Raw genomic sequence first — 22,227 nt, forward strand, 5'->3', positions numbered from 1 at the left:
AGTGGCTGGGTTTTTGTTTATTTCTAATTTGCAGTCGTTCAACGGGATTTACGGTCGCTTAGAAAAATTTACAGTCGTTCAGCAGATTTTACAGTCGCTCAGCCGGATTTGCAGTCGCTCAACGGGATTTATGGTCGCTCATAAGAAAACTCCTCCTGCATCGATCACAGGAAGAGCCCAAACTTATTGCATCAAGATGTAGCCGAGGATGAACAATAAAAGCCCACTCGCTAAAGTGGCGAGAATATAACTGCCGCCCTGCAGCCATTTGCCGTCTTCGAAGTCTTTGACAGCATCCAAGGACATCGTTGAAAACGTGGTGAAGGCTCCGAGAAAACCGGTGATCCAAAATGCTGACAAACTGCCGCTGCCGACAAATGCGCCCAGCACCAATGAACCGATGCTGTTGACCAGCCAGGTGGCGGCTTTCGGCTGCCATGACCTGCTTTCAACCAACAGGTAGAACATGTAGCGTGTGATAGCGCCTAAAAATCCGCCAATCGCTATGCCGATCATACCGACACCCCTCTTCGCCCAATCCACAGTCCCGCGGCCGCCGAGACAATACAAGTCACTGTCATGCTTCCGGCAAAAGCTATGCCCAGCCAAATGGATGACTCCAAGTGATGGAACCAGTCAGCGGAGAATGCGGAAAAAGTGGTAAACGACCCTAATAGGCCTGTCGACACCAATAACCGCAGCTCTCCCGACTGGCGGGCCAAACGGACAGCTGCAACTCCGATCAAAAAACTTCCAACTATGTTAACGAGCCAAAGCCCGAGCCCTCCTGCAACCGCCATGTATACTCCTGCACGCAACAACGCGCCAGCCATCCCGCCAAACCCTACCGCCAGTATCCGTTTCATTCCAAACGCCCCGCATCCGTTTTTCTTCAGTATAGCTTATTGAAAAGAAACATGTTTATTTGTCAAGTCAAGAGATAAGTTGCTTCAATCTCGAGCTCTTTTGCAGTAAACCTAAAGAACCCCCTCGTAACCTTTTAATACCAAGGTTACGAGGGGGTTCTTCAGGTATATACTCAGGCTATTGCAGCTTCCGTTAAACGATTATATGTTAATTTAATACGGTGTATGTATATTCGTTAAGTTAATCTTTTGCGAATATATATAAATGAATAACTATTATCCATTGTTCCAGTTTAAACTGAGTCTCGAATCAGCGATACTTAAAATTAATCTCATTTGGTGTCTTGGTTCTATAAGAATAAAATTTTCTCTATTTCAATACAATCCAGCAAAAGCTTCAGCAAAACAATTTGTAAACTTAATATTATAATACCCCAATGATCAGGTTATCCATTCGTGTTTAACTCTTTTTTGAGGTGGAAAACATCTATTAATACCTTTCTGTTGAAGGAGTAATTTTATGTGGAACAAAAACATCGGATTTGTATTTTATATTTCATTCAGCATTGTCATCATCCTGGTTCTGGCCGGCGTTTTTATTCCGGAAGTGCTGCAACAATGGAGCAGTGCAACGCTATCGTGGGTGCAAAAAAGCTTCAGCTGGTTCTACATGCTCGTGATGACATTTTTCGTCATCATGGCACTTTTCCTCGGATTCGGGCCATACCGGAAAATGCGTCTCGGCAAACCGGATGAGAAGCCCGAGTATTCGTTCTATACTTGGATTGGCTTGATTTTTGCGGGTGGCATGGGCGTTGGCCTTGTATTTTATGGAACAGCCGAACCCATTCTTCATTATATCAATCCGCCGCCCGGGACAGAAGCGGAAACCGTGGAAGCAGCAAGAACTTCCCTGCAATACAGTGCATTCCACTGGGCTCTGCAGCCATGGGCAGTTTACGCCACTGTTGGGCTGGCAATCGCCTTCATCAAATTTCGCGAAGGCTATCCGGTTCTTCTCAGCCAGGCTTTCCGTCCGCTGATCGGTGATCGAGTTGACGGGCTTGCTGGAAAAGTGATCAACATTATCGCGGTTATCACGACCGCCATCGGTGTTGCCACCACTTTCGGTTTGAGTGCGCTGCAAGTGAGCGGCGGTATATCTGAAGTGTTTTCAATCCCCAATTCAACGGCCACCCAATTGATCATTATCGCGGTCATCTCCGTGCTGTTTATGATTTCTGCATTATCCGGTGTCAATAAAGGCATCCGATATTTAAGTATGATCAACTTGGCTTTGGCCGGCCTTTTGTTGCTCGCTGTTCTTTTTCTCGGGCCGACCGCGTTTCTGTTTGAGAACTTTACAACGGCAATCGGCAGTTATCTGGGCAATTTTCTCGAACTCAGCCTGACGCTTGCGCCGTATTCCGACGAAGGCTGGTTCGGCGAATGGACCATCTTCTTCTGGGCGTGGGGTATTTCATGGGCACCCTATGTCGGCACATTCATCGCCCGGGTATCACGCGGGCGAACCATTCAGGAATTCATCATCGGCGTGCTTGCCGTGCCATCCCTTCTCGGCATTTTGTGGTTTACAGTTTTCGGCGGCACAGCAATCGACATGCAGATCAACGGTGTTGCCGACATTGCCGGACCCAGCCGGGAAAACCAGGAGCTTGCGCTGTTCTTAATGCTCCAGAACCTGCCTGGCGGATTGATACTGAGCATTATGGCTTTATTGCTGATTGTAATTTTCTTCATTACATCAGCTGACTCGGCCAGCTATGTGCTCAGTACATTGACTTCGAGTGGCGCCATACGCCCCTCAAAGGCTGTCCACTGCGGCGTCGCTTCTCCTAAGCGGCGGACTTAAGGCACTCCAGTCCATTGCAATCATTACCGCACTGCCGTTTTCCATCATCATTGTTATTATGGCTTTTTCACTCATCAAAGGCCTGAAAAGGGACAAAAGGTGAATTGGATGAAAGAAGGGGATGCTCCATAATCCCCTAACATCTAAATGGAACCGTTGAAAGCTTAGTCGGTATTATCGGCTTCCCATACATACAGGTTTTAACAAGTAAACCACAACATTTAAATATTCATTTGAACGTTTAGCTAATCGAATGGTATTAGTCGGTGCTAGTATCTACAAAGGAGTTGATGATGCTGATATCCACTATTTTTTCTGCCATTGCAGTTTATATTGCAAAAAGCATTGATTACGTTATTATTTTATTGATTTTGTTTTCACAAATCACAAAAAAGGCCAGTTAAAATCAATTGTCATTGGTCAGTATTTAGGGACAGCTCTATTGGTTGGCGTCAGTCTATTGGCTGCATCAGGTCTTGCCCCTCGTGCCGGAACGCTGGGTTGGGCTACTAGGACTAATTCCGATTTATTTGGGAATTAAAGTGTGGTTTAAAGGAGAAGAGGAAACCGACGACGAAGATATCTTATCCCGATTGTCTTCCGGAAAATCCAATCGTTTGTATATGACCGTCACGTTCATTACATTGGCAGCCGGCGGCGATAACGTCGGCGTCTACATACCTTACTTTTCAACTTTGAACCCAAGTAACACCGTCGTGATGCTTGTTGTCTTCGCCATTATGATCGCCGTTTTGTGTTACCTCAGTTACCGTTTGGCATCCATTGAATCGGTCTGGGAAACGATTGAGAAATGGGAGCGATGGATTGTCCCGATTGTCTTGATCGGACTGGGAATCTTGATCATGGTGGAGAACGGAACATTCCAATTTCTTTGTAGTTTGTTGAGCTGAAGTGATTTTTCATGCTTCAATTTTCTATAGAAGAAAGTCTATTGCTAAAAAACGAATCATGAAAAAAGTGAAAAACGGGCCCCTACCAGGGCTATCCTTAACTTATTCTCATCGGATTGTTAATACGCTAAATCCTCATAATTTTTGACGGCCTCCCCTTCGGCTTTGAAGCTATGAAAGAGAATCAATCAGCATTCAACTAATTAAGACACTGCCTCGATTTCTTTTTTCGGTTGTTTCTCTTTGCTTTTTGTGTTGGATACGAACACTCCCAACAATACAATAACTCCACCCAGGATGGCATAAAAGGGCGGCACTTCCCCAAGCCAAATCCACGCAATCAGAAAAGCGAAAGCTGGCGTCAGATACAGGGAGCTTGTCGCTTCGGATGCCCCTGAATGCGAAGTGATATAGGCCAAAGCAAAGTATGGAATAACAGTGGGAAAAAGGCCTAAGTAAACCACGGTCATGGTGACATCAAGAGGAGCCTCGCTAATTTCATGCCCGAGACCAGGAATGAACAACAACATGAAAAGAGTTCCCGACCAAATGGCATACATCGTAAAAGGAACAAACCCGTATTTTTTCAAATACGGACTCTGGAAAACAAAATAGATACTCTCTGAGAAGGAAGCTACTAAAATGAGAAGTAGACCTAGATTTAATGCAAGATTGCCGGTCGATCCGCCTAACGAAATGAATGCCACGCCCGCAAACCCAATCAATGCACCGATCCATCCTCTGATGCCAATTTTCGCGCGAAAGAAGATTAAAGCAAGAAGTGCTGTGAATATAGGAGTTGTGGAAACCAATAAACTGGCGACGCCCGCGCTGACTGTCTGTTCTCCGTAATTCAAGGCGGTTTGATAAACAGAAAAGCCCAAAAATCCCAGCAATAAGATAAAAGGGAGATCTTTCGGCTCCGGAAGACGAATTTTGATAATAAGGGCCACTATGATTAAGAAGACCGAGCCAATCAGCAACCGTAAAAGAGATAAATGTTCTGGTGAATAAGCTGTAAGGGCTGCTCGGATTCCTGGAAACGCAGATGCCCATAAAATAATGGTCAATAAATGGGCCGTAATCAATTTCAACTGGAGTTTATTCCCCATTTAACCACTTCCTCTTCAATTAGTTAACCAACCATTATTTTTAATTCGGCAGGATGTTACCAATCTTAATCTCAGTTTGTTAAAATGTCTTCAACCAGTTAAGTTATTGAAAACCAACCAATTTTCAAATTAAGGTTTGAAGGAGATTTCCAGAATGAGTAAACCGAAGTATGTAATGATCGTTGAACATGTAAAAGAAAAAATTGCAAAAGGCGAGTGGATCATCGGTAGCCGAATTTCAAGCCAAAGAGAACTTGCCACCAAATTTGGAGTTAATCGAAGCACAGTTATCACTGCATTAGAAGAGTTAATGGCAGAGGGTCTGATCGAAGGCAGAGCAGGCATGGGAACGGTTGTGACGAACAATACCTGGACGCTAATGGGAAACCAGTCATCAGCTAATTGGAATGAAAATGTTAATTCCGGCATTCATAAAGCCAGTTTAGCAACTGTACAAGAAATTAATGAAGCCGAATCAAATCAGCAGCTGATTCAAATGAGTAAAGGAGAATTGTCTCCCGACATTTTTCCGTTAGAAGAAATGAAATCTGTTGTCCGTAAAGTCTCGGATCAGTTGTTGCCTTTTGGGTATGAAGAGCCGAAGGGAAATCTACACTTGCGCAAAGCCATTAGTGAACACTTAAAGAAAGACGGGATTGATGCCTCCCCTTCTTCCATTCTTGTCGTATCTGGGGCTCTTCAGGCATTACACCTAATTTCAATCGGCCTTCTTTCAAGAGGTTCCTCTGTCTTGTTAGAAGTGCCCTCGTACCTTTATTCGTTATCCGTTTTCCAATCTGCGGGGATGAAATTGAGAGGATTGCCGATGGATAAAGAAGGAGTGATGGCAAATTCAATCTATCAATCCAGTGAGTCAGAGGAAAGTATTCTTTACACCATTCCAACTTTCCATAACCCAACAGGAATATTAATGCCGGAAAAAAGACGTAAAGAGCTTATGGAAATCTGTGAGAGGGAACAACTTCCGATTATTGAGGATGACGTTTACCGTGAATTATGGATTGATGCACCTCCTCCGCCTTCATTGAAATCAACTGATAAATATGGAAACGTCTTATATATTGGGAGCCTCTCCAAATCACTGAGTCCTGGGTTGAGAATTGGGTGGGTAGTTGGGGCAGAGTCGGTGATTTCCCGTTTAGCCGACTTGAAAATGCAATCTGATTACGGCTCAAGCTCCTTATCCCAGCGTGTCGCAGCGGAGTGGTTATCTAGCGGTTTATATGAAACCCATCTATTGTATGTTAGAGATCAGCTTAAAGTCAGGAGAGATGCAGCATTAAAAGCATTAGAACAATATTTAAGCAGCTATGCCAGTTGGGAAAAACCCAGTGGAGGCTTTTTCATTTGGGTTAAAATAAAACCTGATTTCAAAGTAAGCCAGCTGTTTCGTAAGGCGATGTCAAAGGGCATCCTTCTTAACCCGGGAAGTATTTATGCGGTAAATTCGGGACAGTTTATCCGACTGTCCTACGCGTTTGCTTCCTTGGAAGAAATTAAAGAAGGAATAATTCAATTAGGAAAAATTATTGAAAATGGTTAGTTGGTCTGTGTTTTTACTTTTGATTCCTTATACAAGGTAAATGGAACATTTCCCTACTATTTCGATAATTGAACTACGCCGACTCTTTCCGAAATATTATGAATATCCAAGACAGGTAAGTTGGAAAGTTTTTTATAAAATGCGCGTTCGTAAAAGTACACTTTGGCGAACCCTTTCAAAATAGCTGGAAAACGGCAAAAAGAACGTTCGTAAAGGTGTCAAAACACTTTACGAACGTTCGTGAATTTCCATACACTTTTACGAACGGTTTTCAGGTATAACTCATTGCGCTTTCAAAATTAATGTCGACCCTTCAACGTCTGCGACAATCTCAGTTTTGTGAAATCTGCCTTCGGCCCATTTGTCCACTTGATTGTGGAAGTAATCGGATTTTATGTGTCCGCTTAAACCGGGTCCGACAATATGATAGGCACTTGATAAATCAGCTAGATCCGCTACAAATCGCCAGGACGCACCGTGATCCACATTGCCTTCCGGTGTGGACGCAGCTGCCTGAACCGTGATGTTGGAACCTCCAATCGGCACCGGATCCGGGTTAAGGAATTCAGCAAAAATTGCGGAGGCACCCGCAAGCGGATGCGGGAAAGTCAATTGATGATGGTCTCCCCATACCCAATCACCCAAATCACTTCCCTGTTCTTCTTCAACTTCAGCAACTGCCGCCTCCAGCGAATCGACAAGCCATTTTTCGGTACCGCCGTATTCCGTTATCCAAATTCCTTCATCTCCATCAAACGCATTGCGCATCATTTCATCAGTAATGTGATTTTTGCCTGCCAGCATATCGAAGACATCTTCCGGAAATTCAGCCGCCAATAAAGTTTCCGGTAGCTGCTTCATCCACTTATGGAAAACCAGCGGCGCACCCTGGTCTTCACCGTCGACCTGATCCCATTCTTCCAGCAAAGTCAGGACTCCATCGTATTCGTCGGTTTCACTGCGCACGATCGAAATCATCTCTTCCAAAAACTCAGCCGCATATAAATTCTGCTGATCCATCTGCAGCTCCATCATATCCTGTGCTGTCAGATCATCCGATGCTTCCAGCACCTCGGCAATCCGTTCGTAGCGATACGGCTGCGCCCAAAAATCGGTGATGTGGTACGGATAGGACTCATCAATCACTTCATTATTCGCTGTGGCAATAAACCCGCTTTCCGGATTGACTGCAGTCGGCAATTCGTCAAAAGGCACATAGCCTTCCCAGCCGTATTCTGCAGAATCTCCCGGAACCGGCAATTGGCCGTCTCCGGATTTACGGATGGGGATGCGGCCATTCGCTTTATAGGCGATCGTTCCATCCGTGGAAGCAAAGACAAAATTCTGTGCAGGTGCCTGAAAATCCTCCAGCGCCAGTTCAAACTCTTCCCAATTGGATGCTTTATTGAAATTCAGGACTGCCTGTAGCTCCAGCGTCGGCTCAAGGGCTGTCCATTGCATCGAAAAGACGGCGTCCGCTTCCTCTTCATCGTACAGGACATTCGACACGACAGGACCGTGCCTGGTCACCAGCACTTCAAAGTTTTCGGTTTCCCCGTCCTTGACTTTGATCGGTTCTTTCCTTACTTCCGCCTGCTCCCACTCGCCCTCATACTGGAACTGTGTCGGATCGTCGGGATTTGGCGTTTCGATATAAAGATCCTGAACGTCCGGTCCGACATTGGTGACACCCCAGGCAATTTCTTCGTTATGCCCCAGGATAATTCCGGGAATGCCCGCAAAAATGACGCCACTGACATTTTGTTCAGGCGATTTCAAATGCATTTGGTACCAGATGGACGGCGTGCTCAGCCCAAGATGCGGATCATCTGCAAGCAGCGGTTTGCCGCTCGCGGTTTTGTCTCCCGACACCACCCAGTTATTGCTGCCATTGAATTCAGGCGGAAGAACAGAGGCATCGAATTCTCCGGCTACTTGAACAGGCTGCTGTTTGTTCGCTGCCAAAATCGCCGGTGCAATTTCTGGATAAGATATAAACAGCTCACGGGCTTTGTCTTCTGGGAATTCGTTCAATGCCCAGTGGCGGACTGCAAGTGTATTCCAATGCCCGCCGAGGTCATAAGCCATGAACTTTCCGATTGTCAGTGAGTCGACAGGGGTCCATTCCGAAGGTTGGTAACCGAGCAGCGTGAACTCAAAGCTCAACCTGCCGTCCTCCTTCGCCTCTTCCATGTAAGCATTAACGCCTTCCGCATACCATTCAAGAACCTGCTTGGCTTCTGCGTCATAGCCATCCCAAGACTTTTCCGCAGCATCCCGCAAACTGAAGGTCCGGAAAAACTTATCGGTATCGACCGCATCTGCTCCGATTACTTCCGCCAATTGGCCACTGGCCTGTCTGCGCGACAGATCCATCTGGAACATCCGATCCTGCGCCTGTACATATCCTTGCGCCCGGTAAAGGTCAGCATCTGTGTCCGCCTGAATATGCGGCACGCCGATGCTATCGCGAATGACCGAAACATCACTATCCAGTATGGAGACTGCTGCTTCGCCTTCAATAACCGGTTTGGATTTCCCTATGTAAACGTTTACAAAAATAAGTGCGGCTACCGCAATTGCAACAAGAACACCAAAAATACCCAAGAGCCATTTCAGCCATCTTCTGCTTTTCACTTTTTTCTCCATTGTCCTTCCCCCTTTTCTTATGGTGTTTTATTCGACTGGCGAAGGATAAATCCCTTTTTTTTTTAAAAAGAATAACCTTTCTTGCAGGAGAACATTCACAGGCATTTTCCCACAAAAAAAGATGTCCCGGCTAAGGGACATCTTTTCCAATCAAACTTGGTCTTCTCCTACAATCTTCACTTCCAACTCCAAATCAATGCCGAATTTTTCCTGGACAGCCGCTTTGACCATCTCAATAGTCTGGATGTAATCGTTGGCGGATGCATTGTTTTTATTGACAATAAAACCAGCATGTTTAGTGGAAACTTCCGCTCCACCGAATCCCCGTCCCTGAAGGCCGCTGTCCTGTATCAATTTGCCGGCAAAATTGCCCGGTGGACGTTTAAAGACACTACCTGCAGAAGGAAATTCCAATGGTTGTTTCGTTTCCCGCTGATATGTCAATTCAGTCATTTTGGCATCGATGATCGTTTGCTTGCCGATTTCCAACTCAAATTCAGCCGACAAGACGTAAAATCCTTTTTTAATGATGATGCTCTTCCGGTAGCCAAGATCCAAGTCTTCTTTGGATAAAATCAGCTTTTCTCCTTCTTTCGAAAGAACTGTTGCCTGTATAATGACATCTTTGATTTCTCCACCATAAGCGCCCGCATTCATCGCCATGGCACCGCCGATGGAACCCGGGATTCCGCAAGCAAACTCAAATCCTGTGAGCTGTTTCGCTGCAACGGTTTTCGATACCTTTTTGATGTTTGCCCCACCTTGAGCATAAACTTTCGTACCGTCTATGCGGATCTCCTGTAAACTCTTTAAAGTCAGGACAATTCCACGGAATCCTCCGTCCCGGACAACCATGTTAGATCCATTTCCGAGAAGCAATAAAGGGATGTTATTCGTATATGCATATTTTACTGTAAAAGCAGTTTCATCTTCAGTCGTCGGTGTCACAAAAATATCAGCTGGCCCACCCATTTTAGTTAATGTATGAAGGTGTAGCGGTTCATCCATTTTGACGTGATCATCTGTTAAAAAATCGCGTAAATCCGTCAACCATTGTTGTTTCGTCATCTAAAGCAAATCCCTTCTAAACTTATAACTTCTACTAGTATCCAATTTTCATACTGGTTTGACAAGCAATATAATAAGGTTCAGGCCAAAAGTCCAATAAAATAATATCTCGAATTCGAGAATCATTAATTAATAACTATTGACTTTGAGATTTAATACCCTTATATTTAGGCTAGAAGAATATTTTTAGGAGGAATTTAACATGAAAAAATGGACGGTAGACACAGCACACTCAGAAATCGGATTTTCCGTAAAACACATGATGATTTCGAAAGTAAAAGGCTCTTTTACATCTTACGAAGCAATCGTTGAAGCAAACGAAGAAGATCTGCAAGGTGCATTGATCGACTTCAAAATCGACGTAGCAAGCATCAATACCAACAATACAGACCGTGACAACCATTTGCGCTCTGCTGATTTCTTTGACGCTGAGCAGTTCCCATATATCACATTTAAAGCCAACGATATCGTTAAAAAAGACAGCGAATACGAATTGACTGGTGACCTTACGATGAAAGGTGTTACACGTCCGGCTACTTTTGAAGTGGAATATGGCGGCAAAGGCACGAATCCTTGGGGAGTTGAAGTAGTCGCTTTCAATGTAGAAGGCAAAGTAAACCGCAAAGATTTCGGCCTTACGTGGAACCAAGCTCTTGAAACTGGCGGCGTAATGGTCGGCGAAGACATCAAAATCACATTGGAATTAGAAGGCAACCCAGCATAATAGCAAAAACGTAAAAAGCAGTGCGAGGAATTTTCCTCGCACTGCTTTTTTGGAGCTTCTGAATAGTTAATGCTTTAGCTCTTCAGATCATAAGTCAATTCCTCACAGATACTCCCGCTTTTCTATTCTTCTATTTTCTTCAACGGTTTAACAGCCGGCCCATTCAATACATCTCCAGTATAAGAGAAACGCGAGCCGTGGCACGGACAATCCCAAGATCGTTCCGCGTCATTCCAATTGACTTCGCATCCCATATGGGTGCATGCCGTATCAACAAGATGGACTTGGCCATATTCATCCCGGTAGCCGCCTGCCTTCTTCTTGCCGACTTTGACTAGTGACCCTTCGTCCTTGCCAAGATCCTCGACAGTTTTGGAAGCTCTTTTCAGTTTCCCTTTGACCAATTCCTTGGCAACCGACGCATTGTCTTTTGCAAAGCTTGCAACATCCACAGCCTTCATCTTAGGCCGAGTAGGACTGAAGATGGGCGCATAGCGATTTTCCTTGCCCAAAATCTGATCTGTCAGCAGCATGCCGGCCAAGGCACCATTTGACATTCCCCATTTGTGGAACCCGGTCGCTACCAGGATATTGTCATATCCAGCCGTGATGGTTCCGATATAAGGGATCTGGTCGAGTGTTGTCATGTCCTGAGCTGACCAGCGGTATGGAATCTCCTGAATGCCAAAATGCTCGTCCCCAAACTTCTCAAGGTTATAGTAGTGTTCCATGGTTTCGCTGGAGCTCTTTCCTGTTGTATGGCCATCGCCGCCGATCAGCAAAAGCCTCTCCCCATCCTCACCCGTTGCGTAGCGGAGGGAACGGGACGGCATATCACCGCTGATGTACATGCCATTCGGAATCTTGCCGCTCACTTTGGCTGCAATGACATACGAGCGGTTGACGGATAAACGTGAAAAATACATGCCATCAAAATCATTAAATGGATAGTGGGTAGCGACAATCACTTTATTGCACGATAAATGCGAAAGATTTTCGGTTTGGATGACCGGATCGTTTTTGCTCAAAATCTTTACAGCGCGTGTGTGCTCATAGATTTTGCCGCCCAGCCGTTCAATCTCCTTCACCAATCCTGCCAGGAATTTCACTGGATGAAATTGGGCCTGGCCGCGCATGACCACAGCTTCTTTCACCTGAAACGGCAATTCGACTTCGTCTTTTGCCAACTCACCGTCAATTCCCAGTTGCTCATAAGTCTCTGCCTCTTTCTCAACCAGCTTTGCCCCTGCAGCCGTATTGGCATAGACGAACGCATTATGATGGGAAAAATCACAGTCGATGCCCAGTTCACCGGCAGTTTCTTCAACGAATTTCAAGCCATCCATATTTGCCTGGTAATACAGCTTCGCTTTTTCTTCTCCTACCAGCTTGACCAGCGGATAATAAAACAGGCCATGCTGTGCGGTTACTTTAGCGGTCGTGTAACCCGTTACTCCGTCAACCAGTTTTCCAGCATCGATCAACGTCACTTTTCTCCCGGCTTTCGCCAAAAGATAAGCACTAATAATACCGACCATCCCGCCGCCGACAACAGCAATATCTGTCGACTCATTTTCCTGTAAAGCAGGATAACTTGGAATATCCTTGTATTCTCTCCAATACGACTTCTGCTCTTCTGGAACCCGACTCACGTTATCACTTTTCACCATACCGTTCCTCCTTAAAAGTAGCTTTTAATAAATGTCTACCCCTAATGAAAAATCCTAATCAGGCTAGTTGTTTAACAAGTATATTTCCCATTTTTTGGATATACTGTGAATTAGGCGAAATACTGTCCAAGTTTCAAAAACACTGTCCGCTTCCGATGATTTACTGTCCGTTATCCCAAGTTTACTGTCCAGATACCGGGAAAACCAAAAAAGGACCGCCCTTTAAGGGCAGTCTTTCATCCAAAAATTTATGCGTATACTTTTACTAATGAATTTGCAGATTGCTCTACGCGCTTCATGCCTTCAGCAACGATTTCTTCCGCACGGTCCGGATACATATTATGTCCTTCGATGATAACTTCTTCAATATCAGTGATGCCGAAGAAATCCATGATCAAACGGATATAGTTGACGCTCATTTCAGCAGGAGCCATTTCAGGCGTTGAATAAACTCCGCCGCGAGCGTTCAGGATGATGACTTTTTTCTCCGGTACAAGGCCAACCGGGCCTTCAGCTGTATATTTGAACGTAACGCCTGCACGGTAAACGTAATCAATGAACGTCTGCAATGGTGCAGGAATTGTTTTATTCCATAATGGGAATGCGAATACGACCACATCAGCATCCATGAATGCATCCATAGCTTTGTTGGCAGCAGTCAAAATGCGCTGCTCCAACTCAGTCATTTCTTCAGCTTGTGCGGATTTTTGCATAGCGTCAAAGAAATCCTGGCCAAAATATGGCATATCTTCTTTAAATACATCGAAGGTGTTGATGTCAAGTTCAGTACCCATACCAATCGAATCCATGAATACTTCGTACATTTTGCTTGAAACCCCCTCAGATGCAGGGCGATTATTTGCTTTTACTACTAGAACGTTTGTCATTAGGTTAAAACTCCTTTTGTAATTACATTAAAATTATTTATCTCAGATTAAAAGTACTTTATTATTTTAAGAAAAGGCAGAGTAAAAGTCAATTACTCTGCCTCGGGCTTACACCCCGTCACAAGAATCTCCTGTGCAATAACTGGTTTTCTTTTTGCCCATTGGCTTTAGCTTAGGACGAACCCCTTCTTCTTCAGCAATTTGTTCCAATGCTTCAACAAATGCTTCCAAAGGCTGAGCACCGGAAATGGCATATTTGCGGTTAACAACAAAAAACGGGACACCCTGCACGCCGATTTGGCCGGCTTCGGCGATATCAACCTGTACCTCTGCCATGAATTGGTCTGATTCCAGCACCTTTTTCGCTTCGTCGCCCGGCAGCCCGACTGCTTGCGTCAGGTCCAATAAAACCTCATGATTGCTGACGTTTTTGGCTTCCACGAAATACTGATGCATAAGCTGTTCAGTCAGTTCTGCATCTTTGCCATGGGTTTCAGCCCATTTCACCAAACGATGAGCAGCCAATGTATTGGCTTCCACCATACCTTCGAAATTATATTCCAAACCTACGGAACGGGCATGCTGCGCCACTCCTTCAGTCATTTCTTTCGCTTGTTCCATAGTTTGCCCCAATTTTTTCGCTAGACTTTCATAAGTCGAAACAACAGAATCGGTCGGGGTATTCGGATCTAACTGATAAGCCTTAAACGAAACCTCCGCCTGACTTTCAAAGCCCGATTGAACCAACGCCTTTTCCAAAGTTCGCTTGCCTATATAGCAGAATGGGCATACATAATCTGACCAAACTTCAATTTTCATATTATCCACCTCGCCATTAACTATAGCAACGAAAACAACAGCCCTCAATTTTTTTGCCTGTGGAAAGAAAAACAGAGGCGATCGAGCGAGACCTGACGGACATAAGCTGTGCTATTAAACCACAAAAAAACTGACTCCCAAAAGGGAATCAGCTTAATGCTTCGGTGATGACAGGAACAATCTGCTTCTTGCGTGACACGACACCCGGCAGCAGGACACGGTTATCAACCACGCTTGTTTTAAAGGCACCTTCAATAATGCCTGCTCTTTCGCCAAGAACGATCGCAACCGAGTTATTGTTGAGAATATCCGTGACAGCAAATACGAAAAGATCCAGGCCTTTGGCAGAAATGGTATTTGCCATCAATGCTTCAAGCTCTTTTTGGCGGACCATGACTTCTTCGACGTCGATGGCGTTGACTTGAGCAACTTCAAACCGGCGATCGCCTGCTTCGAATTCTTTTGAATCCAATGAAATCAAGTCTTCCAGTGTTTTATTGCTTAAATCAGCGCCAGCTTTCAATAGGCCAAGCCCGTAATTTTGCACATCGACATCAGCGATTTTCGCCAATTCTTTGGCTGCGTTAACGTCTTGTGGTGTGCAGGTCGGTGACTTGAAAAGAAGTGAATCTGAAATAATGGCCGACAGCATCAGGCCGGCAATGTTCGGCGGCACTTCCACACCATTTTCTTTAAATAATTTCAAGATGATGGTCGTCGTGCAGCCAACCGGCTCTGCACGGAAAAAAAGCGGATCTGTGGTTTCAAAGTTGGCGATGCGGTGATGGTCCACTACTTCAATCACTTGAACTTCGTTGATGTCTTCTGCACTTTGCTGGCGTTCATTGTGATCCACCAAAATTACCTGCGCAGCTTCTTTCGCGACTTGTGTTACCAGACGCGGCTGATCGAATTTGAATGTCTCTAGAGCGAATAAGGTTTCGTTGTTCACTTCACCTAAGCGGATAGGTTCAGCAACCATGCCCATTTCATTCTTTAAATAAGCATATGAAATGGCCGAACAAATTGAATCGGTGTCCGGATTTTTATGACCCAATACTAAAACATTTGACATGAATGATAGCCTCCTGGAAAACTTAGTTTCTGTGTTTATTCTATCATAAGAACAGCATTTGAAAAAATCGAACCTAAAAGCTATAAAAAATAAACCTAAAAGAGTATGAAGTTTATAGAATTATCTGTTTTTTATGAATTTGATATGTACTTTAGCACATGCGAATGGTATAATATGACTAACTAATTCAAAGTTAGGTGGAAGGAAGAGATGCCTGTGACCGTTTTATTGGAAAAGAAATACATTCCTCTGGCTGATTATTTCTCCGGAGCGACGAATTCCTCAATAAAGTTAACATTTTCTGAAATCGAACAAATTATGGGACAGAATTTGCCCAATGCGGCCTACTTGAACAAAAGCTGGTGGAAAAAGACAAAAGCACCGGCGAAACACTTCCACGCTTGGGTGGACGCTGGTTATTTTGTCAGTGATGTTGAACCAGACCGCTTTGTTGTCTTCGAACGAGTGGACCTTTCGAATGGAAAGGGCTCAGGACAAGACGAAGAGGATCAGGACATCCTTCTTATCCGAACAGCAGAGCACGGGGATGCACGCTCTCTTGCCGCCTTACAGAAAACGGTGGAATCTGAATCTGATTTTATGCTGTACGCTAAAGATGAGCGAACACAATCCACACAAAAAGTCCGCAAGCAAATCATCGAATGGAAACAAAGCGGACACTCGACCATTATCATTGCTATCTTGAACGGTCAGCATGTCGGCTATTTGATGATTATGGGAAATGATGCAAAGCGCGCCGCTCATCGGGCCACAATCGACCTTGGCCTTCAGAAAGATGCCCAAGGCAAAGGGATTGCAAAATCTTTGCTCACAAAAGCAGAGGAATGGTCCAAAGAAAAAGGCATCACCCGACTTGAACTGACAGTCGTCGAAGAAAACGAACCGGCCCGCAAATTATATGAAAAAGCTGGTTTTGAATCTGAGGGCATCCGCCAAAAATCCATGATGATAAACGGCGAACCCCATAACGAAATTTATTTGGCAAAGTTTTTGGATTAGCTAAAAGGAGCGTGCTTTGTGCACGCTCCTTTTCAACGGATTTAGTTGCTCGATTGCGTAAACATAAAGACTTTTGCGAAATAAAACCCGAACCAGCTTGGCTGGTTCGGGTTTTATTTTTATTAAGCTAATTTTTCAAGCAGACGCAGCGATTCGCGGTTGAATGCCGGAAGGTCATCCGGCTGACGGCTAGTGACCAGTTGATCCTGGCACACTGCCACTTCTTCATCCACTACAGTAGCTCCTGCATATTCCATATCGACTTGAATCGATTTATAGCCCGTCGCTTTGCGGCCTTCCAATGCTTTGGCCGTAATCAATAGTTGAGGCCCATGACAGATTGCAAAGACCGGTTTTTTCGCGTCCATGAAGGTTTTCGTGAATGCCACGAAACGATCATCCGCACGCAATTGATCTGGAGAAAATCCGCCTGGCAGGAATAAAGCATCGTAGTCATCCGGATTGACATCATCAATGCCTTTGTCGATCGTGACAACAGCTTCGCCCTGTTTGCCTGTCACTTCTTTGCCAGCTTCTTTTTCGATGGTGAAAACTTCGTGACCCGCATCATTAAACGCTTTCGATGGATCTGTATATTCCACATCTTCGAACATGTCTGTAATTAAAGTTGCGATTTTTGCCACTTTCTACCACTCCTTCTGCTTAATCATTCTCTTTCAGTATTCCACCAAAAGATGACATTAAACACAGAACTAGCGAAATTTCGAGACAAAGGGATTTTCTGTCTCCCAAAAACGATAAGGATAGTCGACCGCTTCGAGTGAATTTCCGATGCCCACGCGCGGGCCAACCGATACGGCATGAACCGGATCTCCTTGAGCGATATAAAGCGGTTTCTCAGAAAAATGGTTGCCGTAATAATCCATTGTAATAGCCATCGCCTTGGTCAGTTTTCCAGGTCCACTTGTCCATTGTTTCATCGGCATGTGTTTGCCGCGCAGTTCCGCCATCAGATCAATGCCTTCTACCGGTTCGACTGCACGAATCAAAATCGCCCGCGGGGTATCTTCCGGCCCGCTGACGACATTGATCAATGTATGGGTGTGCATTTGGTAAGTATAAATAAGTCCGGGTTTTCCGAACATGATTTCTGTGCGTTTGGTACGGCGATTGCCGAAACTGTGGGCAGCACGATCTTCCGCTCCCATATAGGCTTCGGTTTCCACTATTCGCCCCGCAATGATGCCTTCCGGTAATTCATGGACCAGGATCTGGCCAAGCAATTTACGGGACAGCTCCAATGTCGGAACATGGAAAAATTCAGCAGTGACTGGTGTAAACATAAAATCTCCTCCTATCGGCATTATACCGAATGGATGGCAGTCACTGCATGGATAAGCGGTTCAATTTCCTGAATTCTATTGTCATTGAAAGCTTCCACAATGGCGCTTCCTACAATGAATCCATCTACATCATCACGCAGCATGTCGACGTGGCTGCTTTTTGAAATTCCGAATCCAGCATAAACCGGAACCGGGCTTTTATCCCGTACTTTGCGCATAAAGGCTTTAACATCTTCCGACATTTCATCGCGTGATCCCGTTATGCCTTTGACCGTTACTGCATAAACAAAGCCTTCCGCTCCGCTGAGGATATCATCCAGCCGAACATCGGTCGTCGTCAAGGTCACCAGTTGAATTAATTTGATGCCTTCTTTATCAACATGGGGCTGTACCAGCTCTTTATGTTCATAAGGAAGATCCGGTATGATGACAGCTGACACTCCAGCCTTGCTGCATTCAGACGCAAAACGTTCCACGCCAAATTTCAGCACCGGATTCAGATACGTCATAATCAGCAGCGGTATTTCGACCTGGAAAGTCCAGGTTTGCATTTCTTCCAGTACTTTCTGCAGCGTGACGCCCTGTTTCAAGGCACGGTTGCCCGCCGCTTCGATCGTCGGGCCATCCGCTACCGGGTCAGAAAAAGGGATGCCGATTTCAATGGCTGTTACGCCAGCTCCCTGTAGGTACTGCACTTGTTCCTTCAAACGGTCGAGGCCGCCGTCTCCTGCCATGATGTAGGCGACAAACGCTTTATTTCCTGAACTTTTCAGCTGTTCCAGTCGTTTCATGACAGTCCCTCCAGTTGCTCAGCATAAGTGGCCATATCTTTGTCACCGCGTCCTGATACGCAAATGACCAAAATCTGGTCTGTAGTCATCGTCTTGGCTTGCTTCTCAGCTTCTGCAATGGCATGTGCTGTTTCAAGAGCAGGGATGATCCCTTCAAGGCGGGACATGCTAATGACCGCATCAAGCGCTTCCTTGTCCGTAATCGAACGGTATTCAACGCGGCCGATATCCGCCAAATAAGCATGTTCTGGTCCGATTCCCGGATAATCAAGACCTGCAGAAATCGAGTGTGCTTCCTGTACTTGCCCGGCATCATCCTGCAATAATTTCATCATAGCGCCGTGAAGTACACCTTCTGTTCCTTTCGTTAAGGTCGCCGCATGCTTGTCCGTATCCACACCTTGACCAGCTGCTTCAACGCCGATCAACTGAACATCTTTATCTTTAATGAAGGGATAGAACATGCCGATGGCGTTGCTGCCACCGCCGACGCATGCCAAAATGGCGTCAGGCAAACGTCCTTCTTTATCCAGAATCTGACGTCTCGTCTCATCGCCGATGACGCGTTGGAAATCACGGACCATCGTTGGGAACGGATGCGGCCCGAGAGCCGAACCGATCAGGTAATGCGTATCTTCCACATTGGAAACCCAGTAGCGCAAGGCTTCATTGACTGCATCCTTCAAAGTTGCACTGCCTTTTGTGACACTTTCCACACGTGCGCCCAGGAGCTTCATGCGAAAAACATTCAGTTGTTGGCGCTTGATATCTTCTTCCCCCATGAAAATGACGCATTCCAAATCGAAAAGGGCACAGATTGTCGCTGTTGCCACACCATGCTGGCCCGCCCCTGTTTCTGCTACAATTTTGCGTTTGCCCATGCGCATGGCAAGCAAGGCCTGGCCAATTGCATTATTCACTTTATGGGCACCGGTATGATTCAAGTCTTCCCGTTTTAAATAGATTTTCGGTCCACCCAGCGCTTCAGTCATCCGTTTTGCGAATGTCAGTGGCTGTTCGCGTCCAACATACTCTGATAGATAATGATTGTATTCTTTATAGAATTCGGGATCTTTTTTTACCGCTTCGTAAGCATCTTCTAATTCCTTGACGGCTTTCATCAAGGTTTCCGGCACAAATTGGCCACCGTATTTGCCGAAAAATCCGGTTTTCTCTATTGTCTGTTCCATCGAATCATCCTTTACCTGTTTAATGAATTTCTGTATCTTCTCGGTATCTTTGCGGCCGTCTGTTTCGACTCCGCTTGAAACATCCACCATATAAGGCGTTGTCTGTGTAATGGCTGCATGAACATTATTCGGATTCAAGCCGCCTGCTATAATCAGGCGGGATGGATCGATAGCAGCTCCGTCCAATAGAGACCAATCGAAGACATTGCCACTGCCTCCGCGGTAATCGGTGCCAGGGGCATCCACCAGCACATAATCAGCCAGGGATTTCTCCAACTGGTCCACATCTTTTTTCGTACGGATGGAAAAAGCCTGAATGACCGGTACTCGAATTGCCTTGATCAGTTCATCTGGTTCATCTCCGTGCAATTGGACCATCGTCAATGGAACGCCTGCAATCGTCTCTTCGATTTCTTCTAAAGAAGCATTGACGAACACACCAATTTTATCGGTATCTGTTGGAATATGTTTTGCCAGTTCAGCCGCCTGTTCGATTGTCACCTGACGTTTGCTCGGAGCAAAGACAAAGCCTATGGCATCTGCCCGTTTCGCCGCTTCAACATGCTGTTTTTCCTTCAAGCCACAGATTTTCACTTTGGTCATTGGACTGCCTCCTCGCTGGTCGCCTCGCGGATCCAGCTGCCCGGATCCTCTGATCGCATCAATGCCTCGCCCACCAAAATTCCTGAAGCACCACTCGCATAAGCGAATTTCGCATCTTCTTGCGTATGCATCCCACTCTCACTGATCAGCACACGTTCGCCGTCGAATGGGAATTTCTCAGCCAATTGCGCGGTCCGCTCAATCGAAACGTCAAAGGTCTTCAGGTTGCGGTTATTGACGCCAATCAGCTTGGCATCCAGCTCCAGCGCTCTCTGCAGCTCTTCTTCATCATGGACTTCCACCAAAACCTCGAGTCCTTTAGATAGGGCATACTGGTAAAGGCTATGCAGCTCTTGCTTTTCGAGTGCCGCAACAATCAATAGGATGATGGTGCCTCCTGCGTGCTGGGCACGGTCAATCTGAATTTCGCTGACCATAAAATCTTTGCACAGAACAGGAATCGAAACGGCTTTTGCCACTTCGCGCAGATCATCAATCGATCCTTTAAAGTAGGTTTCATCGGTGAGGACCGAAATTGCGGCCGCTCCCGCTGCTTCGTATTTTTTAGCTTGCGCCACAACATCCACTCTTGTGTGGATATCCCCTTTTGACGGGGAAGCGCGTTTTATTTCTGAAATGACGCCATTTTTTTCTTTTAGGCGCTGCAGCAGCTTTGATTTTTCCGGAAAAACGATGCTGCCGGACTCAACCGGTTTATAGGTTTTGATTTCTTCGTGTTTAGTTGCAATGATTTTATCCAGTATTGTCATACAAATACCCCCGCTGCTAACCGGTGCAAGTCGAAGACACGCGCGGTTTCGCCTGATTTGATTGATGCTTTTGCCTGTTGTACACCTTCCGCCACGGTTTCGGCCTTGCCACTGACATACAATACGGTTCCTGCATTTAAAGCCACTGTGTCCAAATATGGGCTCTCGGTCCCAGATAGAACGTCCATAAAGATCTCGGCATTGCGTTCCGGATCGCCGCCGCGAATCGCTTCGATCGGCGCGACTTCCAAACCAACCTCATTTGGATGGATGGTCATTTTCCGCTTGCCCCGTTCATCAAAAACGATCAATTCGTTGGTGCCGGCAAGCGACAATTCGTCCAATCCCCCTGCACCGTGAACCAAGGCACCTTTTTTTCTGCCCAGCCGAATCAAGGCATCTGCCATCGGCTCCAGCATATCAAGGCGATAAACACCAGTCATTTGAACCGTAATCGGCAATGGATTTGCCAAAGGCCCAACTAAATTAAAGATGGTCGGAGTGCCGATGTCTTTGCGGATCTGACGCAGCCCACCGAGTGCCGGATGGATAGCGGGCGCAAATAAAAGTGCAATCCCAGTTTGATCCAGCATCGCCGGAATTGACACAATATCCGATTTTGTTGAAATGCCGAGTGCTTCCAATACATCGGAACTGCCGGTCTTGCTCGACACACTGCGATTGCCGTGCTTGGCAACGGTCAATCCACAGCCTGCCAAAACAAAAGCCGTCAATGTACTGATGTTGAAACTATAGGAACGATCCCCTCCAGTTCCGCAAACATCGACCAACTCGCCTTCCACCACTGGAAGTTTCACCGCTTTTTCACGCATCGCTTTGACCAAACCGACCAATTCATCTGCTGTTTCGCCTTTTTCATGCAAATCAGATAAAAATTTTTTCACTTGTTGCTCATCTATCGTACCGTTCAAAATTTCCAACGATTTTTCGTACATCAATTGTTCGCTCAAATTCTCTACTCTGCTCATCCTGATCTCTCCTCGTCTTGTTTTGAATGCAAAAATCCCCGCAACCAGATAGTTATCTGATTGCGGGGACGGGTTGAAACCGCGGTACCACCACGCATTAATGCAAAAAAATTCTGCACTCACTTAAACAGGCTCTTCGCCTTTCCCTTTAACGCAGGGCTTACGTCTCCCTTACTCGCTTCCGCTTTCAGGCCAGCTCTCCTAAGTCCATTCGCGCAGATCACCCAATCAGCTTCCACCAGCCGCTGACTCTCTAAATGGATTTCCCTGCCTACTCGTCTCAATCCTCGATTTGTACACTCTTCTATTCTAGTCTTCTCTAGGCTCTTCTCTCAAAAGGAC

Annotated in this window: 19 protein-coding genes, 1 pseudogene and 1 other annotated feature; of the genes and pseudogenes, 5 read left to right on the forward strand and 15 right to left on the reverse strand. The window is 45.7% G+C overall.

Annotated features, from left to right (window positions below):
- Positions 1-183: 183 nt before the first annotated feature.
- The gene (locus tag J7I83_RS07850; RefSeq protein WP_215100148.1) at positions 184-516 is read right to left on the reverse strand and encodes a fluoride efflux transporter FluC; all 333 of its coding nucleotides are present in this window, start codon (positions 514-516) and stop codon (positions 184-186) included.
- Positions 513-866, reverse strand: a complete 354-nt coding sequence (locus J7I83_RS07855; RefSeq protein ID WP_215100149.1) for a fluoride efflux transporter FluC — start codon at positions 864-866, stop codon at positions 513-515. Before J7I83_RS07855 ends, J7I83_RS07850 begins: the two co-directional genes overlap by 4 nt.
- A 520-nt stretch (positions 867-1,386) precedes the next feature.
- Between J7I83_RS07855 and J7I83_RS07860 the strand changes: the two are divergent.
- Both J7I83_RS07860 and J7I83_RS07865 read left to right on the forward strand, forming a co-directional pair.
- Positions 1,387-2,842, forward strand: a pseudogene (locus J7I83_RS07860) (BCCT family transporter).
- A 343-nt stretch (positions 2,843-3,185) separates the two neighbouring features.
- Entirely contained in the window at positions 3,186-3,650 is a 465-nt protein-coding gene (locus tag J7I83_RS07865) for a CadD family cadmium resistance transporter (protein ID WP_483313432.1), read from the forward strand.
- 203 nt (positions 3,651-3,853) lie between these two features.
- Here the strand turns inward: J7I83_RS07865 and J7I83_RS07870 are convergent, their stop codons facing one another.
- Positions 3,854-4,762 (reverse strand): DMT family transporter, encoded by a 909-nt coding sequence (locus tag J7I83_RS07870; RefSeq protein WP_215100150.1) that lies wholly within the window; start codon positions 4,760-4,762, stop codon positions 3,854-3,856.
- Positions 4,763-4,916: 154 nt separating this feature from the next.
- Here J7I83_RS07870 and J7I83_RS07875 point away from each other — a divergent pair, with 154 nt between their 5' ends.
- A complete protein-coding gene (locus J7I83_RS07875; protein ID WP_215100151.1) occupies positions 4,917-6,326 on the forward strand; it encodes an aminotransferase-like domain-containing protein in 1,410 nt (469 codons plus the stop codon).
- A 282-nt stretch (positions 6,327-6,608) separates the two neighbouring features.
- On the opposite strand, the gene J7I83_RS07880 is transcribed toward J7I83_RS07875, so the two are convergent.
- Both J7I83_RS07880 and murB read right to left on the reverse strand, forming a co-directional pair.
- Positions 6,609-8,975 carry a penicillin acylase family protein gene (locus J7I83_RS07880; protein ID WP_215100152.1) on the reverse strand — a complete coding sequence of 789 codons (2,367 nt, stop codon included), beginning with the start codon at positions 8,973-8,975 and terminating at the stop codon, positions 6,609-6,611.
- 150 nt (positions 8,976-9,125) lie between these two features.
- Complete coding sequence (gene murB / locus J7I83_RS07885) at positions 9,126-10,043, reverse strand: UDP-N-acetylmuramate dehydrogenase (protein ID WP_215100153.1); 918 nt, start codon at positions 10,041-10,043, stop codon at positions 9,126-9,128.
- A 202-nt stretch (positions 10,044-10,245) separates the two neighbouring features.
- Here murB and J7I83_RS07890 point away from each other — a divergent pair, with 202 nt between their 5' ends.
- On the forward strand, positions 10,246-10,767 hold the full coding sequence (locus J7I83_RS07890; RefSeq protein ID WP_215100154.1) for a YceI family protein: 522 nt from the start codon (positions 10,246-10,248) through the stop codon (positions 10,765-10,767).
- Between the two features lie 122 nt (positions 10,768-10,889).
- Here the strand turns inward: J7I83_RS07890 and J7I83_RS07895 are convergent, their stop codons facing one another.
- The 4 genes from J7I83_RS07895 to J7I83_RS07910 all read right to left on the reverse strand — a co-directional run bounded on the left by J7I83_RS07895 (position 10,890) and on the right by J7I83_RS07910 (position 15,218).
- Positions 10,890-12,437, reverse strand: a complete 1,548-nt coding sequence (locus J7I83_RS07895) for an FAD-dependent oxidoreductase (protein WP_251047532.1) — start codon at positions 12,435-12,437, stop codon at positions 10,890-10,892.
- A gap of 248 nt (positions 12,438-12,685) precedes the next feature.
- The gene (locus J7I83_RS07900) at positions 12,686-13,324 is read right to left on the reverse strand and encodes an FMN-dependent NADH-azoreductase (protein ID WP_215100155.1); all 639 of its coding nucleotides are present in this window, start codon (positions 13,322-13,324) and stop codon (positions 12,686-12,688) included.
- A 108-nt stretch (positions 13,325-13,432) separates the two neighbouring features.
- The gene (locus J7I83_RS07905) at positions 13,433-14,143 is read right to left on the reverse strand and encodes a DsbA family oxidoreductase (RefSeq protein WP_215100156.1); all 711 of its coding nucleotides are present in this window, start codon (positions 14,141-14,143) and stop codon (positions 13,433-13,435) included.
- A gap of 148 nt (positions 14,144-14,291) precedes the next feature.
- On the reverse strand, positions 14,292-15,218 hold the full coding sequence (locus J7I83_RS07910; RefSeq protein ID WP_215100157.1) for a manganese-dependent inorganic pyrophosphatase: 927 nt from the start codon (positions 15,216-15,218) through the stop codon (positions 14,292-14,294).
- Positions 15,219-15,428: 210 nt separating this feature from the next.
- Here J7I83_RS07910 and J7I83_RS07915 point away from each other — a divergent pair, with 210 nt between their 5' ends.
- A complete protein-coding gene (locus J7I83_RS07915) occupies positions 15,429-16,238 on the forward strand; it encodes a GNAT family N-acetyltransferase (RefSeq protein WP_251047533.1) in 810 nt (269 codons plus the stop codon).
- A gap of 122 nt (positions 16,239-16,360) precedes the next feature.
- Here J7I83_RS07915 and J7I83_RS07920 read toward each other — a convergent pair whose 3' ends face one another.
- From J7I83_RS07920 to trpD, 6 genes are all read right to left on the reverse strand, one after another.
- Positions 16,361-16,882 carry a type 1 glutamine amidotransferase domain-containing protein gene (locus J7I83_RS07920; protein ID WP_215100158.1) on the reverse strand — a complete coding sequence of 174 codons (522 nt, stop codon included), beginning with the start codon at positions 16,880-16,882 and terminating at the stop codon, positions 16,361-16,363.
- Positions 16,883-16,951: 69 nt separating this feature from the next.
- On the reverse strand, positions 16,952-17,542 hold the full coding sequence (locus tag J7I83_RS07925) for a DNA-3-methyladenine glycosylase (protein WP_215100159.1): 591 nt from the start codon (positions 17,540-17,542) through the stop codon (positions 16,952-16,954).
- Between the two features lie 20 nt (positions 17,543-17,562).
- On the reverse strand, positions 17,563-18,333 hold the full coding sequence (gene trpA / locus J7I83_RS07930; protein ID WP_215100160.1) for a tryptophan synthase subunit alpha: 771 nt from the start codon (positions 18,331-18,333) through the stop codon (positions 17,563-17,565).
- Entirely contained in the window at positions 18,330-20,126 is a 1,797-nt protein-coding gene (gene trpB, locus J7I83_RS07935) for a tryptophan synthase subunit beta (protein WP_215100161.1), read from the reverse strand. Before trpB ends, trpA begins: the two co-directional genes overlap by 4 nt.
- A complete protein-coding gene (gene trpC, locus J7I83_RS07940) occupies positions 20,123-20,896 on the reverse strand; it encodes an indole-3-glycerol phosphate synthase TrpC (protein ID WP_215100162.1) in 774 nt (257 codons plus the stop codon). The genes trpB and trpC overlap by 4 nt, the downstream gene beginning before the upstream one ends.
- Complete coding sequence (gene trpD / locus J7I83_RS07945) at positions 20,893-21,885, reverse strand: anthranilate phosphoribosyltransferase (RefSeq protein WP_215100163.1); 993 nt, start codon at positions 21,883-21,885, stop codon at positions 20,893-20,895. Before trpD ends, trpC begins: the two co-directional genes overlap by 4 nt.
- Positions 21,886-21,946: 61 nt before the next feature.
- Positions 21,947-22,182 (reverse strand) — a binding site (T-box leader).
- Between the last annotated feature and the right edge of the window lie 45 nt (positions 22,183-22,227).

It is taken from the genome of Planococcus sp. ISL-110 (assembly GCF_018613575.1).
Lineage (GTDB): Bacteria > Bacillota > Bacilli > Bacillales_A > Planococcaceae > Planococcus.

Bases quoted from the DNA above. Each gene is read 5' to 3' on its own strand.
- trpC (WP_215100162.1), bottom strand. From the start codon at position 20,896: ATGACAATACTGGATAAAATCATTGCAACTAAACACGAAGAAATCAAA.
- J7I83_RS07875 (WP_215100151.1), top strand. From the start codon at position 4,917: ATGAGTAAACCGAAGTATGTAATGATCGTTGAACATGTAAAAGAAAAA.
- J7I83_RS07880 (WP_215100152.1), bottom strand. From the start codon at position 8,975: ATGGAGAAAAAAGTGAAAAGCAGAAGATGGCTGAAATGGCTCTTGGGT.
- J7I83_RS07870 (WP_215100150.1), bottom strand. From the start codon at position 4,762: ATGGGGAATAAACTCCAGTTGAAATTGATTACGGCCCATTTATTGACC.
- J7I83_RS07925 (WP_215100159.1), bottom strand. From the start codon at position 17,542: ATGTTTACACCAGTCACTGCTGAATTTTTCCATGTTCCGACATTGGAG.
- J7I83_RS07905 (WP_215100156.1), bottom strand. From the start codon at position 14,143: ATGAAAATTGAAGTTTGGTCAGATTATGTATGCCCATTCTGCTATATA.
- J7I83_RS07855 (WP_215100149.1), bottom strand. From the start codon at position 866: ATGAAACGGATACTGGCGGTAGGGTTTGGCGGGATGGCTGGCGCGTTG.
- J7I83_RS07890 (WP_215100154.1), top strand. From the start codon at position 10,246: ATGAAAAAATGGACGGTAGACACAGCACACTCAGAAATCGGATTTTCC.
- J7I83_RS07915 (WP_251047533.1), top strand. From the start codon at position 15,429: ATGCCTGTGACCGTTTTATTGGAAAAGAAATACATTCCTCTGGCTGAT.
- J7I83_RS07900 (WP_215100155.1), bottom strand. From the start codon at position 13,324: ATGACAAACGTTCTAGTAGTAAAAGCAAATAATCGCCCTGCATCTGAG.
- trpB (WP_215100161.1), bottom strand. From the start codon at position 20,126: ATGACCAAAGTGAAAATCTGTGGCTTGAAGGAAAAACAGCATGTTGAA.
- trpD (WP_215100163.1), bottom strand. From the start codon at position 21,885: ATGAGCAGAGTAGAGAATTTGAGCGAACAATTGATGTACGAAAAATCG.
- trpA (WP_215100160.1), bottom strand. From the start codon at position 18,333: ATGAAACGACTGGAACAGCTGAAAAGTTCAGGAAATAAAGCGTTTGTC.
- J7I83_RS07910 (WP_215100157.1), bottom strand. From the start codon at position 15,218: ATGTCAAATGTTTTAGTATTGGGTCATAAAAATCCGGACACCGATTCA.
- J7I83_RS07850 (WP_215100148.1), bottom strand. From the start codon at position 516: ATGATCGGCATAGCGATTGGCGGATTTTTAGGCGCTATCACACGCTAC.
- J7I83_RS07895 (WP_251047532.1), bottom strand. From the start codon at position 12,437: ATGGTGAAAAGTGATAACGTGAGTCGGGTTCCAGAAGAGCAGAAGTCG.
- murB (WP_215100153.1), bottom strand. From the start codon at position 10,043: ATGACGAAACAACAATGGTTGACGGATTTACGCGATTTTTTAACAGAT.